General features: G+C 71.8%; 13 protein-coding genes. 7 read left to right on the top strand and 6 right to left on the bottom strand.

Annotation, left to right across the window (positions count from 1 at the left end; all coding sequences use genetic code 11):
- Window positions 1-59: 59 nt before the first annotated feature.
- From ACYVK5_RS19485 to ACYVK5_RS19505, 5 genes are all read left to right on the top strand, one after another.
- Complete coding sequence (locus tag ACYVK5_RS19485) at window positions 60-944, top strand: aldo/keto reductase (RefSeq protein WP_460707629.1); 885 nt, start codon at window positions 60-62, stop codon at window positions 942-944.
- A complete protein-coding gene (locus tag ACYVK5_RS19490; RefSeq protein WP_460707630.1) occupies window positions 941-1873 on the top strand; it encodes an aldo/keto reductase in 933 nt (310 codons plus the stop codon). Before ACYVK5_RS19485 ends, ACYVK5_RS19490 begins: the two co-directional genes overlap by 4 nt.
- A 65-nt stretch (window positions 1874-1938) precedes the next feature.
- Window positions 1939-2220, top strand: a complete 282-nt coding sequence (locus tag ACYVK5_RS19495; protein WP_460707631.1) for a DUF1876 domain-containing protein — start codon at window positions 1939-1941, stop codon at window positions 2218-2220.
- A 23-nt stretch (window positions 2221-2243) separates the two neighbouring features.
- Entirely contained in the window at window positions 2244-2969 is a 726-nt protein-coding gene (locus ACYVK5_RS19500) for an HAD family hydrolase (protein WP_460707632.1), read from the top strand.
- Window positions 2944-5346 carry a glycoside hydrolase family 65 protein gene (locus ACYVK5_RS19505; RefSeq protein WP_460707633.1) on the top strand — a complete coding sequence of 801 codons (2403 nt, stop codon included), beginning with the start codon at window positions 2944-2946 and terminating at the stop codon, window positions 5344-5346. Before ACYVK5_RS19500 ends, ACYVK5_RS19505 begins: the two co-directional genes overlap by 26 nt.
- A gap of 15 nt (window positions 5347-5361) precedes the next feature.
- On the opposite strand, the gene ACYVK5_RS19510 is transcribed toward ACYVK5_RS19505, so the two are convergent.
- The gene (locus ACYVK5_RS19510) at window positions 5362-5790 is read right to left on the bottom strand and encodes a hypothetical protein (RefSeq protein ID WP_460707634.1); all 429 of its coding nucleotides are present in this window, start codon (window positions 5788-5790) and stop codon (window positions 5362-5364) included.
- Entirely contained in the window at window positions 5787-7265 is a 1479-nt protein-coding gene (locus ACYVK5_RS19515; RefSeq protein ID WP_460707635.1) for an NAD(P)/FAD-dependent oxidoreductase, read from the bottom strand. Before ACYVK5_RS19515 ends, ACYVK5_RS19510 begins: the two co-directional genes overlap by 4 nt.
- A gap of 111 nt (window positions 7266-7376) precedes the next feature.
- Between ACYVK5_RS19515 and ACYVK5_RS19520 the strand changes: the two genes are divergently transcribed.
- Window positions 7377-7817 (top strand): gamma-glutamyltransferase, encoded by a 441-nt coding sequence (locus tag ACYVK5_RS19520; RefSeq protein WP_460707637.1) that lies wholly within the window; start codon window positions 7377-7379, stop codon window positions 7815-7817.
- 47 nt (window positions 7818-7864) lie between these two features.
- Here the strand turns inward: ACYVK5_RS19520 and ACYVK5_RS19525 are convergent, their stop codons facing one another.
- Entirely contained in the window at window positions 7865-9337 is a 1473-nt protein-coding gene (locus ACYVK5_RS19525; protein ID WP_460707638.1) for a glycoside hydrolase family 43 protein, read from the bottom strand.
- A 93-nt stretch (window positions 9338-9430) separates the two neighbouring features.
- Window positions 9431-10819, bottom strand: coding sequence for a family 43 glycosylhydrolase (locus tag ACYVK5_RS19530; protein WP_460707639.1), 1389 nt, complete (start codon window positions 10817-10819; stop codon window positions 9431-9433).
- Between the two features lie 202 nt (window positions 10820-11021).
- Here ACYVK5_RS19530 and ACYVK5_RS19535 point away from each other — a divergent pair, with 202 nt between their 5' ends.
- Window positions 11022-13997 carry a glycoside hydrolase family 2 TIM barrel-domain containing protein gene (locus ACYVK5_RS19535; RefSeq protein ID WP_460707640.1) on the top strand — a complete coding sequence of 992 codons (2976 nt, stop codon included), beginning with the start codon at window positions 11022-11024 and terminating at the stop codon, window positions 13995-13997.
- Here ACYVK5_RS19535 and ACYVK5_RS19540 read toward each other — a convergent pair.
- Together ACYVK5_RS19540 and ACYVK5_RS19545 are read right to left on the bottom strand one after the other, a co-directional pair.
- A complete protein-coding gene (locus ACYVK5_RS19540) occupies window positions 13969-14391 on the bottom strand; it encodes a nuclear transport factor 2 family protein (protein WP_460707641.1) in 423 nt (140 codons plus the stop codon). The two genes, ACYVK5_RS19535 and ACYVK5_RS19540, sit on opposite strands and share 29 nt — an antisense overlap.
- Before the next feature lie 94 nt (window positions 14392-14485).
- A partial coding sequence (locus tag ACYVK5_RS19545; protein ID WP_460707642.1) for an HNH endonuclease occupies window positions 14486-14799 on the bottom strand: 314 nt, incomplete at its 5' end.

Raw genomic sequence — 14799 nt, forward strand, 5'->3', positions numbered from 1 at the left:
TCGGCCCGTGCGGTCCTCCACCGCTCGACCATCCAGCACGACCAAGGAGATGTACCACGATGCAGAACCGCAGCATCGGCAGCCGTCAGGTGAGCGCGATCGGTCTCGGCGGCATGCCGATGTCCATCGAGGGCCGCCCGGACACCGCCCGGTCGATCGACACCATCCACGCCGCGCTCGACGCCGGCGTCACCCTCATCGACACCGCCGACGCCTACCACCGCGACGCGGCCGAGGTCGGCCACAACGAGGAGCTCATCGCCACCGCGCTGCGCTCCGCCGGATCCTCGGCCGACGACGTCCTCGTAGCCACCAAGGGCGGCCACCTGCGCCCAGGCGACGGCTCCTGGACGCAGAACGGCGACCCCGCCTACCTCAAGGAGGCCGCCAAGGCCTCGGCCCAGCGGCTCGGCGCCGACGCCATCGGCCTGTACCAGTTCCACCGCCCCGACCCCGCCGTCCCGTACGCCGACTCCGTCGGCGCGATCGCGGACCTGCTCGACGAGGGCGTCATCCAGATGGCGGGCATCTCGAACGCGAACCCGGAGCAGATCCGCGAGGCGAACGAGATCCTCGGAGGCTGCCTCGTCTCGGTGCAGAACCAGTTCTCGCCGCGCTTCCGCTCCTCGCTCCCGGAGCTCGAGCTGTGCGCCGAGCTCGGTATCGCCTTCCTGCCCTGGAGCCCGCTCGGCGGGATCGCCCGGGCACGCTCCGGCGAGCTGGGGCAGGAATTCGAGCCCTTCCTCGACGTGGCCCGGGACCACGAGGTGAGCCCGTTCCAGGTGACGCTTGCCTGGGAGCTGGCCCTCGCGCCGGTCGTGGTTCCGATCCCGGGCGCCTCGCGGCCGGAGTCGATCACGGACTCCGTGCGGGCCACGGACCTCGTCCTGTCCGACGACGAGATCGCGCGGCTCAGCGCGGCGGGCGCGGAGGTGACCCGATGAAGACCTTCACCCTCCCCGGGACGGACATCGTCGCGCCGAACGTCGTGCTCGGCCTCATGCGGATCCAGGAGAAGTCCGACGCGGAGATCCGCACCCTGATGAGCACCGCCGTCGACGCGGGCATCACCTTCGTCGACCACGCCGACGTCTACGGCTCCGGCCCGCACGGCTGCGAGCGCCGCTTCGCGGAGGCGATGCGGCTCACGCCGTCCGAGCGTGAGCGGCTGGTCATCCAGACGAAGTGCGGCATCGTGCGCGACGGGCCGTACTTCGACTTCTCGTACGAGCACATCGTGGAGTCGGTCGAGGGGTCGCTCGAGGCGCTCGGCACGGACTACCTCGACATCCTGCTGCTGCACCGGCCTGACGCGCTGATGGAGCCGGAGGAGGTCGCGCGGGCGTTCGACGACCTGTCCGCGGCGGGCAAGGTGCGGGCGTTCGGCGTCTCCAACCACACGCCGGGGCAGATCGAGCTGCTGCGCCGGCACGTGACCCAGCCCATCGTGGCCAACCAGCTGCAGCTGTCGCTGCCGCACGCCGCGATCGTGGCGCAGGGTGTGGCGGCCAACATGGTGGGTCTGGAGCAGTCGACCAGCCGGGAGGTGGGCGTGCTCGACTACTGCCGGCTGAACGACATCACGGTCCAGGCGTGGTCGCCGTTCCAGGCGGGGTTCTTCACGGGCACGTTCCTCGGGTCCCCGGAGTTCCCGGAGCTGAACGCCGTCATCGACCGGCTGGCCGCGCGGTACGACGTGCCGGCCATCGCGATCGCGACGGCGTGGATCACGCGCCACCCGGCCCGGATGCAGGTGGTGCTGGGGACGACGACGCCGGAGCGGGTCGCGGGTGCGGCGCAGGGGTCCCAGGTGCCGCTGACGCGCGCCGAGTGGTACGAGTTGTTCCGCGCGGCGGGTCACGTCGTGCCGTGACACGGGGTGCCCCCTGGTGAGGGACGCGTGCGCGAGAGACGCTGGGTGGTGAGAGGAGCATCGCCATGAACCACACCTGGAACGTCGTCATCCAGCTCTTCAACGCGGACGACGTCGAGACCCACAGCACGGAGACCGCGGCTCACGCCGTCCTCACGACGTCGGACGGGACCTCGCTCGAGGGCCACGGGCGTGCCCGGCGCAACCCGGACGACCCGGAGGTCCCGGTGATCGGCGAGGAACTCGCCACGGCCCGTGCGCTGCGTGACCTGGCCGACCGGCTGCTGCGGGTGACGTCGGAGGACATCTCGGAGATCGAGCATCACCCGGTGCATCTGCGAAGGTGACCGTCGTCGGCGGAGGGGAGCTGATGGACCTGAAGACGATCGACGCCGTCGTCCTCGACACGGACGGTGTCATCACCGACACCGCCCGTGTGCACGCGGCCGCCTGGAAGCGCGCCTTCGACGAGCTCCTGCGGGAGCGGGGCGAGCCGCCGTTCGACGCCGAGAGCGACTACCTCCGGTACGTCGACGGCAGGCCGCGGGCCGACGGCGCTCGCGGTTTCCTCGGGTCGCGCGGGATCGTGCTGCCCGAGGAAGCTCTGGAGTCCCTGCTGGACCGCAAGACGCGGTACTTCCTCGACGACGTGGCGGCGCACGGGGTCCGGGCGTTCCCCGACGCGGTGGCGTTCCTGCAGGAGCTGAGGCGCCGGAGGGTCGGCGTCGCGGCGGTCTCGGCGAGCCGCAACTGCGGGCCGGTGCTGCGCGCCGCGGGCGTGGACGCGCTCGCCGACGTGCGGGTCGACGGCGTGGACGCCGCCCGACTGGACCTGCCGGGCAAGCCGGACCCGGCGTTGTTCCTGGAGGCCGCGCGGCGCCTGGCGGCGGGGCCCGGGAGGTGCGCGGTCGTGGAGGACGCGCTGGCCGGCGTCGAGGCGGGCCGGCGTGGCGGCTTCGGAACGGTGATCGGAGTGGACCGGGCCGGCGGGATCCGCGACGAGATGCGCGAGCGGGGCGCGCATCTGGTGGTGGGCGATCTCGCCGAGCTCACCCTGACGGGGAGGCAGGATGGAAGACGCCACACTGTCGTATGAGGGATTCGACCCGGAGGACGAGGGGCTGCGGGAGGCCCTGTGCACCCTGGGGAACGGCTACGTCGCGACGCGGGGCGCCGCCCCGGAGTCGCGGGCCGACGGCGTGCACTACCCCGGCACCTACCTCGCCGGCTGCTACGACCGGCTGACGTCCGTGGTGTCGGGCCGTGCCGTGGAGAACGAGGACCTGGTCAACGTCCCGAACTGGCTGCCGCTCAAGTTCCGCACGCCGGGGCAGGACTGGCTGACCCTCACGGGGAGCGAGGTCCTGGACCACCGGCAGGACCTGGACACGCGGCGGGGCGTCCTGACCCGGCGCACCCGGTTCCGCGACCCGGCCGGCCGCGTCCTCGTGGTGACCCAGCGGCGGCTGGTGTCGATGCACGATCCGCACGTGGCCGCGCTGGAGACCACTTTCGTGGCGGAGAACTGGTCGGGCCCGCTGGAGGTCCGCGCGGGCCTCGACGGACGGGTGACCAATGCGGGTGTGGAGCGGTACCGCGACCTGGACGGGCGGCACCTGGTCCCCGGCGTCGAGGGGTACGACAAGGACGAGCACGTCGCCTGGCTGCAGGTGCGCACCGCGACCTCGCGGGTGCGGGTCGCGGAGGCGGCGGCGATCGTGGTCACCGGGCCGGCGGGCCCGTCCCCGGTGTTCGAGCGCGCCCCCGGCGAGGCCGTCGTCGTCCTGAGTCCGGTGCTGGCCGAGGGGGTGCCGGTCACGGTCGAGAAGCGGGTCGCGGTGTACACGTCGCGGGACCGGGCGATCTCCGAGTCGCTGTATGCCGCACGCCGGCACGCGGCCCGCCTGCCGCGCTTCGAGGAACTTCTGGCGGACCACGCGCACGCCTGGGAGCGGCTGTGGCAGGCGAGCCGCGTCGTCGTTCCCGGGGAGTCGCAGCGGGCCCTGGACCTGTACGTGTTCCACCTGTTGCAGACCCTGTCCGAGCACACGGGGCAGCTCGACGTGGGCATGCCCGCGCGCGGCCTGCACGGGGAGGCCTACCGGGGGCACGTGTTCTGGGACGAGCTGTTCGTCTTCCCGTTCCTGCTGCTGCGCTTCCCGTGGATCGCCCGGTCGCTGCTGATGTACCGGTGGCGGCGCCTGCCGCGGGCGCGGCGCGCGGCGTCCGACGCCGGGTACCGGGGTGCGATGTATCCCTGGCAGAGCGGCAGCGACGGACGTGACGAGACGCAGCGGATGCACCTCAACCCGGCGTCGGGCAGGTGGATCGAGGATCACTCCGATCTGCAGCGGCACGTGAGCCTGGCGGTGGCGCACAACATCTGGCAGTACTTCCAGGCCACGGGCGACCTCACGTTCCTGTACGCCCACGGCGTCGAGATGCTCGTGGAGATCGCCCGGTTCTGGTGCAGCCTCGCCACGTACGACGACGTCTCGGACCGGTACGACATCCGCGGCGTGGTGGGGCCGGACGAGTATCACGACGGCTACCCCGACGCCGACCGCCCCGGGATCGACAACAACGCGTACACCAACGTCATGGTCTCCCAGGTGCTGCGGTACACCCTGGACGCCCTCGCCACGTTGCCCGAACGGGAGGCTCGCGCCGTGCGCCACCGGCTCCGGCTCGAGGACCACGAGACGGAACTGTTCGCCCACGTCGGACGACGGATGCGGGTCGTGTTCCACGACGACGGCGTGATCAGCCAGTTCGAGGGCTACGAGCGGCTCGCCGAACTGGACTGGGAGACCTACCGGTCACGCTACGACTCCATCCGGCGGCTCGACCGCATCCTGGAGGCGGAGGGCGACTCGGTGAACCGCTACCAGGCGTCCAAGCAGGCCGACGTCCTGATGCTGGTGTTCGTCCTCGGCGAGCGCGGCGTCCGCGACGCACTGGCGACGCTCGGCTACCGGTTCGACGTCGCCGCGCTGAACCGCACCGTGGACTACTACCTGGCGCGCACCAGCCACGGCTCGACCCTGAGCGCCGTCGTCCACGCGTGGGTGCTCGCCAGCCGGGACCGCGCCGCGTCCTGGCGGTTCTTCCGCGAGGCGCTCGACAGCGACATCGCCGACGTGCAGGGCGGAACCACCGCCGAGGGCATCCACCTGGGCGCGATGGCCGGGACGATCGACCTGCTCCAGCGCTGCTACAGCGGCCTCGACCTCGCCGGCGGCGTGCTGCGGCTCGCGCCGCGGCTGCCCGAGGAGCTCGACTCGATGGTTCTCCGGCTGCGGTTCCGGGACCACTGGGGCATCACGGTGCGGTGCACGCACGACAGGGTCGCCATCGGCATGGCCCCCTCCCGGCAGCTTCCGGTCAGGGTCGCCGTCCTCGGCCGGGAACACACCCTGGCGCCGGGGGAGACGTGGGAGGTTCCGTCGCGCGACGGGGGACGGCCCGCGTGACGCGGCGCGAGCCGGTCAGTCGCAGGTGTCGCACGCACCCGTGGCGGGCAGCTGCATGTAGCAGTTCGGGCAGGTCGGCGGATCCGGCTCGGGTGAGACCGCACGCGCCGAGTCCGGCATCGGGGTCCGGTCGGAGCTGCCGGGGATCCTTCGCACGACCGGCTGGCGCTTCTTCTTGACCGCCGGTGCTGCGGGTCGGGCGGCGGGCGCCGCGCGGTCGCCGTCGTCGGCGGGCTCGTCCCCGCCGAGGGCCCGGAGGCACGACCTGCAGATCACGAACTTCTCGCGGTCCAGCTCGGTGGCGGGCTCCAGGGACGCCAGACGGTACTTGGACAGGTGCTGGCAGTCCTTGCCGTGCAGGACCTTGCCGTGCGGAACCCGGTAGAGCAGTTCGACGGGGATCTGTGCTCCTGCTGTCACGGGTATCTCGCTCGAGGTGGTCACGGTTCAAGTATCCCTGCTTTGGGAGGGCGCCGGGACCACCCCCGAGATTCGCGGTCCACGGCGTCGCCTCCCCCGGGTGCGCGGTCGCCCGTATCGTCGAGCCAGAGCCGGGGCGCCCCGCCCGGGTGTGCCGGGGCCTGGAACAGCACGGACCGCAGGACGGCGGGCCGGAACAGGTCGGTCAGGGGCGCCGACAGCTGCATCACCTGGCGGAACGTGAGCTGTACCTCCTCGTTCACCGGACAGCGGTCCTGCACACGGCCGAGGTACCAGGACTTCACCTTGTCGCCGGCCGTGCGCCGGGCCGCGTTCCCGGTGACGCCGGGGCGCTGCTTGTCCCCGCCGGCGGCGATCGCCCACGGGCTCACGGCGGAACTCAGCAGGGACTTCTGCACCGATCGTCCGGTGCGCCCGGCCGCCAGGCCGTCGTCGAGCGCGACCGCCGCGACCGCCGCCGCCGACATGCCCTGCCCGAACACCGGGTTGAACGCGCACATCGCGTCGCCGGTGACGAGCAGACCGTCGGGGACGACGGCGTCGTAGGCGCGCCGGACGTTCTCGGTCCTCAGGTACCGGTGCACGGGCGAGATGCCCTCGGACCGGTCGAGCCACTGCCGCACGATCGGGTGCGACAGCCGGTCCGCGAGCGCCTCGAACTCCTCCGGGTCGGACGGCAGGGGCTCGCCGGGCGGGGTCGCGAAGGTGACCATGGTCGTCCCGTCGTCGGACACCGGGAGGACGACGGCGCCCAGGGTGTCCTCCACCATGACGATGAGCCGGGCGTCGGTGAGCGCGCCGCCGGTGCCGTCGCGATAGACACGGGTCACGTATCCGATGCCGGACTCGACGCGTTCCTCGGCGGGCCGGCGGGTCCCGAGGCCTGCCAGCCAGTCCGGTGTGCGCGATGATCGGCCGGAGGCGTCCACGACCAGGTCGGCGGGCAGGGATTCCGGTTCCCGGTCCGGGCCGGTGCCGCGGCGTCGCAGGAGTACCCCCGTCACGCGTGCGGGGTCGCCCGTCAGTCCGGTGACGTCGGCGCCCTCGATCACGTCGACCCTTGGTTCGGCCAGGACCCGTTCGCGGATGTGATGCTCCAGGACGGGTCGTGTGAGGCAGAGGCTGCCGCCCGAGGCGTCCCAGCGGCCGAACCACCGGTCGCGCAGCCGCTGCAGGTAGGCGGTGGGGGCGGGGATGTCGAGCGCGCCGGCCGCGAGCAGCTCGGTGTCCAGCCCGGGGAGCAGTGTTTCCAGCGCGAACCGGCCGCCGTCGAGCAGGAGATGCGTGTGCTTGGACTGGGGGACGCCCTTGCGCGGTTCGGGACGCTGCGGGTAGCGGTCGCGTTCGATGATCGTCACCCGTTCGGCGTGCCGCGCGAGCGCGGCTGCGGCCAGCAGTCCGGCGATGCTCCCGCCGACGACGACGGCGTGGCCGCGTCCCGAGTCGATCCGGATCGGTCCGTTCCCGGTGCCGCCCAAAAGGGCCTCCTGAGGTCGCCTGCCTACCGTGATCCAGCGTTCTGCCTGGTGGTAAGTCTGCCGCATCGGTGCTCTGTGCCGGGCGCCGGCCATCGGGTCGCGCACCCGAATGTGACGGACTTCAGCCTCACGTACGACGCCGGCGACCCGAACCGGATCGAGCCGGGCAAGCGCCCGCGCTCGTCGATGTCGCCGACGATCGTGCTGGCTGACGGCGAGCCGGTGCTCGCGCTCGGGTCGCCGGGCGGGTCGACGATCATCACGACGGTCCTGCAGATGCTGATCAACCGGATCGACCGCGGCATGACCGTCCAGGAGGCGATCGCCGCACCGCGCGCGACGCCGCGGAACGGGACGTGGACGGTGTCCGAGCAGGGGTTCATCGACAGCTACGGCGCGGACCTCACCGAGTACGGGCACCAGCTGTGGCCGACCACGAACATCGGGGCGGCCACCGCCATCGAGATCGGCCCGGGCGGCCGGCTCACCGCCGTGGCCGAGCCGACCCGCCTCGGCGGCGGATCGGCCCGCGTGGTGTGGCCCACGGAGTAGTCGCCGGGATCGGGTGGCCGGCGCACACGCGGTGCGCCGGCCGCCCGTCAGCCCACGACGCGGAAGGTCGCGTCCGCGCGGCCCGTGGCGTCGCCGATGGTGTCGATCCGGAGCTCGTACGCGTAGTGGCGGATGTACCGGTCGGGGAAGTTGTACGACTGGTACGACGTCCAGTCCGGCGACGCGAGCCCGTCGACCGCCCGGAAGCTCGCGTCGGCCCGGAACTGGGCCGATCCGTCGTCCTCCTCCAGGACGAGTTCGTAGTTCTCGTGCCGTAGGTAGTAGCCGGGGAAGTTGACCGACTGGAAGGACACGGTGTCCGTACCAACCAGGCCGGGGACGATACGCCACTGCGCGTCCTGCGCGGGGGAGACGTTCGCGTCGATGCGCGCCTCGTAGTTGGCGTGCCGCCAGTACCGGTCCTGGAAGTTGTAGGACTGGATGCGGCTGGACGCGGTGCTGCCCCACCGGTCCAGGACCCGGCTCTCCTCGGCCTGGGTCAGGTTGAGGATGGAGCCGTGCCGTTTGCGGTTGGCGCCCAGGCTGTAGCCGCTCTCCCGCTGGAAGTTGGTGACGTCCCCGAGGTCGGTGGACGTGATCGGCATGTAGCCGCTGCCCGTGGCGAACTGGTCGAGCCACATCGCCCATTCGTCGCGGCCGTTGAACTGCATCCACATGGGACCCTCGACGACGGTGCTGCCGGGGATCGCCCCGTTGGAGATGTTGATGTGCGACAGGTTCCCGAGGTTGGTCCAGGAGCCCAGGATGCTGTTGCTCGCGTCGACGGTGATGTGCCGGGCGGTGACGTTCGCCCGGTAGTAGCGGTAGCCGCCGACGCTGTTCGGCACGTCGATGATCTGCGTGTCGATGATCTCCTCGGAGCCTGCCGGGGTGATGTAGGGCTGGGGTGTCGTGATGCTGCGGAAGTCGGAGGTTCGTGTGTAGTAGATGCGGTGCTTGGTGGCGCCGTTCTGCGGCACGTTGGTCGCCCAGTACACGACGTAGTCGCCCGTGGCGGGGTTCCAGATGGCTTCGGGAGCCCAGGCGTTGCGGCCGTCGGGGATGGCGCCGGCGACGTCGAGCAGCCACGGGTCCGACCAGTTCACCAGGTCGGTCGACTCCCAGACGACGAGGCTCCGGCTGCCGTTGTTGATCGCCGTCGACCAGCTCGTGCCGCAGCCGATGCACAGGTCGGTGGCGATGATCCAGTAGCGGTCGCCGTCGGGCGAGCGCACGAGCGCGGGGTCGCGCACCCCGCCGGTGCCCACGTCGCTGCGCAGGACGATGTCGCTGTTGTTGAGGTCCGTCCAGGTCAGGCCGTCGTCGCTGTGGGCGAGGTAGATCTGCTCGCCGTTGTTGGACGACTCACCGGTGAAGTGCGCCATGAGGTAGCCGGTGAACGGGTCGAGCGCGGCGGCGCGCTCGGCCGTGGCGACGGTCCAGCCGGTCACCAGGGAGAGGGCGGCGAGGAACGCGGTCAGCCAGACGGCGGTGCGCCGTCGGCGAAGGGTGTAGGTCATTGCGAGCACTCCTTCGTGTCGCGAGTGGGTGGACGTGGTCGTGGAGCAGGGCGTGATCGTGGGCGGTGTCGTCCGGCGGTTGGACGGACGTGGTCAGGGGCTCGGGACGACGACGGCGATGGTGCCGTCGGCGTTGAACGTCAGCGGGTCGATGGCGACCTCGCGGTTGGTGCCGTTGCCTGCGGGGATCGCGAACCGGTGGTAGGCGATGTACCAGGTGTCGCTCCCGGGCACCTGGACGACGGAGTGGTGGCCGGTGCCCTTGATGCCGAGGTCGAGGTTCTTGCTGAGGATCACCCCCTGCTTGGTCCATGGCCCCAGCGGGGACGTGGAGGTGGCGTAGGCGACGCGGTAGTCCTCGCTGCGTGTGTCGTTCTCCGACCACATCAGGTAGTAGGTCCCGTCACGCTCGATGACGAACGGTGCCTCGTTGTAGCCCGATGGCGTGATCTCGCGGACCTGTGCCGGGTCGAACGACGTCATGTCGTCGTTCAGGGGCACGACCCGCAGGACGCCCTGTCCCCAGTACAGGTAGGAGCGGCCGTCGTCGTCGGTGAAGACCATGGGGTCGATCGTCTGGCCGGGGTACGCGGCGTCCTCCACGAGAGGCTCGCCCAGGGCGTCCTGGAACGGTCCGGTGGGGGAGTCCGACACGGCCACCCCGATCTGCTTGGCGGTGTTCCCCGAGGCGGCGCCGCCGCTGAAGTACAGGTAGTAGCGGCCGTTCTTGGCCGCCACCGCCGGCGCCCAGGCGGAGTTGTCGGCCCAGGAGACGTCGGGACCGTGGTCCAGGATGTTGCCGTGGAAGGTCCAGGTCTCCAGGTCCGCCGAGGACCATGCGGTGTACTGCGTGCCGGACCAGCTCGCGTACCCGTCGGTGGTCGGGTACAGGTAGTAGCGGCCGTCGAGGTGGACGATGTGGGGGTCGGCGAACAGGCCCGGCAGGACCGGGTTGGCCGTGGTCTTGGGCACCCAGGGGGAGCGGATGTGGAAGGAGCTGTCCGCGCGGTACAGGTCCGAGTCCTGGACGGGGTCGATCCACAGCTCGTAGTCCCGGTGACGCAGCCGGCGGTCCGGGAAGTTGTACGACGTGAATGCCACCGAGCCGGACACCGAGCCCGTCTCGGCGCAGAACGTCGCGTCGGCGCGGAACGTGGCCGAGCCGTCGTTCGTCTCCAGCTGGACTCGGTAGTCACGGTGCCGCAGGAACTGCCCGTTGACGGCTTGGAACGAGTAGCACGACGTCGACGCCAGCCCCGGCACCACCGTGAACGTGGCGTCCTGCTTGGTCAGGCTCGTGCTGGAGGACGTGACCGGGTCGATGCGGCCCAGCCAGTCCTGGTGCCGGACGTACCGCCCGGGGTAGTTCACGGACTCCAGTGATGCCCGTCCGAGGTCGATCGTCGCGGGGGCCGCGCCGGCGGGCGGGATGACCACGGCCGACGCCAGGACCAGGACGACGAGTGCGGTAATTCTTCTCATCGCTCTCCTTCGAGGACACAGCAGGCGTCGTCGCCTGCTTGGTGCCCTTGCATGTTAGCGCTCACATCCGGTGAGTGGAAGCGCTTACCTGCCGAAACCAGGCGGGCGAGGTACTCTTCGACGCGGCCGTCGCCTCCCAGGACGCCCCGGGATCGGTCATGCCGCCCGAACTCCGCACCCACGACACCCCGGAGGAGCCGCCGTGCCCCGCCCCACGCACGAGTCCGTCGTCGTCCCCTCCGGGGTCCGTCCCGCACGGTTCCGCCCGCCGACCGGGGCCGGCTCCGCGGCCGGCCTCGACCTCGCCGGCGACTGGCGGTTCCGGCTCTTCCCCGGCGCGGAGACCGAGGCGGACCCCGCGGACGACGGCGCCGGGTGGGGCCCGCTGACCGTGCCGGGGCACTGGCAGCTCGCCGGCACCCCCGGGACCCGCCCGTACGGCGCTCCCGCGTACACCAACGTGCAGTTCCCGATCCCTGTCGACCCGCCGCGCGTGCCGCACGAGAACCCGACCGGGGAGTACCGCCGCACCGTCGTCGTCCCCGACGGCTGGCGGTCGAACGGCCGCGTGGTGCTGCGCTTCGAGGGCGTCGACTCCTGGTTCGAGGTAGCGGTCAACGGCCGCGTGCTGGCGCAGTCCCACGGGTCCCGGCTGCCGACCGAGATCGACGTCACCGACGCCGTCGTCGACGGCGAGAACCTTCTGGCCGTCCGGGTCACGCAGTGGTCGGCGTTCACCTACGTCGAGGACCAGGACCAGTGGTGGCTGTCCGGGATCTTCCGTGACGTGACGCTCGAGCACCGGCCCGCGGACGGCGTCGAGCACGTCGGCCTCCGGGCCGACTACGACCCCGCCACCGGCAACGGGACGCTGCGGGTGGACGTCGAGTCCTCCGCGCCCGACGTCCTGGTCTCGGTGCCCGAGCTGGGGATCACGTCGCGGCCCGGGCAGGCGGAGACGTTCGCCGTCGAACCGTGGAGCGCCGAGCACCCCCGGCTGTACGACGTCGTCGTGACCACACCCGCCGAGACCGTGACGCTGCGCGCCGGGTTCCGCACCGTCGCCGTCACCGACGGCGTGTTCACCGTGAACGGCCGCCCGGTGAAGCTGTACGGCGTCAACCGCCACGAGTTCGAACCGGACCGCGGGCGCGCCGTCACGCGGGAGACGATGCTCGCCGACGTGCTCCTCATGAAGCGGCACCACGTGAACGCCGTACGGACCAGCCACTACCCGCCGCACCCGCACTTCCTCGACCTCTGCGACGAGCACGGCCTGTACGTGATCGACGAGAACGACCTCGAGACCCACGGGTTCGAGCTCCTCGGCTGGCGCGGGAACCCGACCGACGACGACGCCTGGGCGCCCGTGCTCGCCGACCGCGCCACCCGGATGGTCCGGCGCGACGCCCACCACCCCAGCATCGTGCTGTGGTCGCTCGGCAACGAGGCCGGGAGCGGGCGCAACGTCGAGGTCATGGCCGCGACGATCCGCGCGCTCGACACGACCCGCCCCCTGCACTACGAGGGAGACCGGTCGAGCGCCCACGTGGACGTCTACTCGCGGATGTACCCCAGCATCGACGAGGTCGCGCGCATCGCCCGGCGCGAGGAGGACCCGCTGCCGGACGCCGACGACGACGCCCGGCGCCGCGCCCAGCCGTTCGTCCTGTGCGAGTACGCGCACGCGATGGGCAACGGCCCCGGAGGACTCACCGAGCACATCGACCTCGTCGACGGCGCCGAACGCCTGATGGGCGCCTTCGTCTGGGAGTGGATCGACCACGGCATCGCCACCCGTACCCCGGACGGCGAACCCTTCTTCGGGTACGGCGGCGACTTCGGCGAGGAACTCCACGACGGCACCTTCATCGCCGACGGCCTGCTCCTGCCCGACCGCACGCCCTCGCCCGGCCTGGCCGAGACCGCCGCCGTCTACGCACCCGTCGGCATCCGCCCCGCCCCGCACACCGACGGCGTCCTGCGCGTCCGCAACCGGTACGCCTTCCGCTCGCTCCAGCACGTGAACTGGCGCTGGGAACTGGTGACCGACGACGGCACGATCGCCGACGGCAAACTCGACCTGCCGGCGCTCGCACCCGGCGAGCACACCGACGTCGACCCCCGCGCCGTCGTCGGCGACAGGCTCGCCGGCCTCCCGCCGTCGTCACCCGCCTGGTACGTGCTCCGCGCCCGCGCGTCCGGCCCCGTCCCGGGCGTACCCGACGGCGTGGACCTCGGCGGCGGGCAGGTGCTGCTGCAGGCCCCGGCCCTGCCGTCCCCGCTGGTCCGCGCGCCCCGCCGGACCGCCGACGACGGGTACGACCTCGGCGCGGTCGTGCTCGACCGCGCCGGCCGGCCCGTCCGCGTGGCCGGCACACCCGTCCGCCTCGCACGGGCCGACGCCTGGCGGGCACGCACCGACAACGACCGGGAGCAGTCCTGGTACGACGAGATCGGCGACGGCGAGGCGTGGGACCGCGCCGGACTGCCGCGGCTCGTCGAACGCCTCGACGACATCCGGCTCGAGGACGACGTCGTGGTGGTCACCGGCCGGCTCGGCGGACCCCCGAGCGACTGCGGGTTCCGGCTGCGCTACGAGTGGCGAGCCGTCGACGGCGACACGACCGACCTCACCCTGCGGCTGACGCCGGAAGGCCGCTGGCCCGGATCGGTCGCCCGGATCGGCTGGCTCCTCGGCCTCGACCAGCCCGGAGCCGGCGACGTGCCGGTCGACTGGACCGGCCTCGGACCGGGCGAGTCGTACACGGACTCCCGGCGGGCGGCGCTCGCGGGCCGCTGGACACACACCGTCGACGGCCTGGCGACGTCCTGCACCCATCCCCAGGAGAACGGCGCCCGGCGCGGCGTCGTCCGGGCGACCCTGGGCCTGGCCGGCGCCCCGCTCACCGTCCGGGCGGGCGCGATCGACGTCGGCGGGCGACCGGTCCACGGGGTCGAGCTGACCGCGCGGCCTTGGACCGACCACGCGCTCGACGCCGCCGCCCACCCCCACGACCTGGTGCCCGACGGAGCGCTGTGGCTGCACCTCGACGCCGCGCAGCACGGGGTCGGCAGTGCCGCGTGCGGGCCCGGGGTCGTACCGGAGGCGCGGCTGGTGGCGGAGCCGACGACGCTCCGGCTGCGGTTCACGGCGGGTCCGGGGCTGCCGGCGTGATGTGGCTCAGCACGCACAGCCAGCGGTCGTTCCGGTTCACGAAGACGTCGGTGGCCCACTCGTCGGCGTCGAATCGTTGGCCCAGGTAATGGGCCGTGTTCGTCACCCGCGCCGTGAGGATCGCGGTGTCGCCGTAGACCCGGATCCTCGGCTCGCTGATGCTGGTCATTGCCGAGTGGGTCAGCTCCCCGGACTCGATGAGTGAGAGAAACGGCTCCTTGGCGGAAATGCCTGACTCGGACACGATGACCCACTCGTCGGCCATGAAGCTACCGATCCTGAGGGCATCGTTGGAGACGATGGCATCGGCCCAGTCCGTCGCGAGGGCGAGGAACTGGGCGTGGAGAGGATCCCCCTCGGGGGCCTGGTGGGGTGTGCCGGCGACGTCGCCCATGGTTCGAATGTAGTCGCCGTGTGGTGTCCGGCGGCGGTACGTGGGCGTGTTCCGGTGTGGTGCTCATCGGGGTGGATGAGCACCAGCGGGTGCATCAGGCGGCGTGTTGCGCGGGTGTGGGTGGTGGTGGTGCGATGGAGTCGTATCGGAGTCCGGTGGGTGTGGTGGTGGTGACGCGGTGTCGTCCGGTGGTGGGGTCGGTGTCGGCGTGGGCGGTCCAGCCGGGGGCTTCTTTGGTCTGGTTGCATGCTTCGCACAGGCCTTGGCCGTTGTTCAGGGTGGTGGCTCCTGCGGCGGCGGCGGGTGTGATGTGGTCGAGGTGTTTGATCGGTGCGTCGCACCAGGGGGTGCGGCAGATGCCCTGGTCGCGCACGCGTAGGAGGTCGGCCAGGCCGTCGGCGTAGAACC

Source organism: Myceligenerans halotolerans, assembly GCF_054782975.1.

Excerpts from the sequence above, each read along its gene's own strand:
- ACYVK5_RS19485 (WP_460707629.1), top strand. The coding sequence starts at position 60 with ATGCAGAACCGCAGCATCGGCAGCCGTCAGGTGAGCGCGATCGGTCTC.
- ACYVK5_RS19490 (WP_460707630.1), top strand. The coding sequence starts at position 941 with ATGAAGACCTTCACCCTCCCCGGGACGGACATCGTCGCGCCGAACGTC.
- ACYVK5_RS19495 (WP_460707631.1), top strand. The coding sequence starts at position 1,939 with ATGAACCACACCTGGAACGTCGTCATCCAGCTCTTCAACGCGGACGAC.
- ACYVK5_RS19500 (WP_460707632.1), top strand. The coding sequence starts at position 2,244 with ATGGACCTGAAGACGATCGACGCCGTCGTCCTCGACACGGACGGTGTC.
- ACYVK5_RS19505 (WP_460707633.1), top strand. The coding sequence starts at position 2,944 with ATGGAAGACGCCACACTGTCGTATGAGGGATTCGACCCGGAGGACGAG.
- ACYVK5_RS19525 (WP_460707638.1), bottom strand. The coding sequence starts at position 9,337 with ATGACCTACACCCTTCGCCGACGGCGCACCGCCGTCTGGCTGACCGCG.
- ACYVK5_RS19530 (WP_460707639.1), bottom strand. The coding sequence starts at position 10,819 with ATGAGAAGAATTACCGCACTCGTCGTCCTGGTCCTGGCGTCGGCCGTG.
- ACYVK5_RS19540 (WP_460707641.1), bottom strand. The coding sequence starts at position 14,391 with ATGGGCGACGTCGCCGGCACACCCCACCAGGCCCCCGAGGGGGATCCT.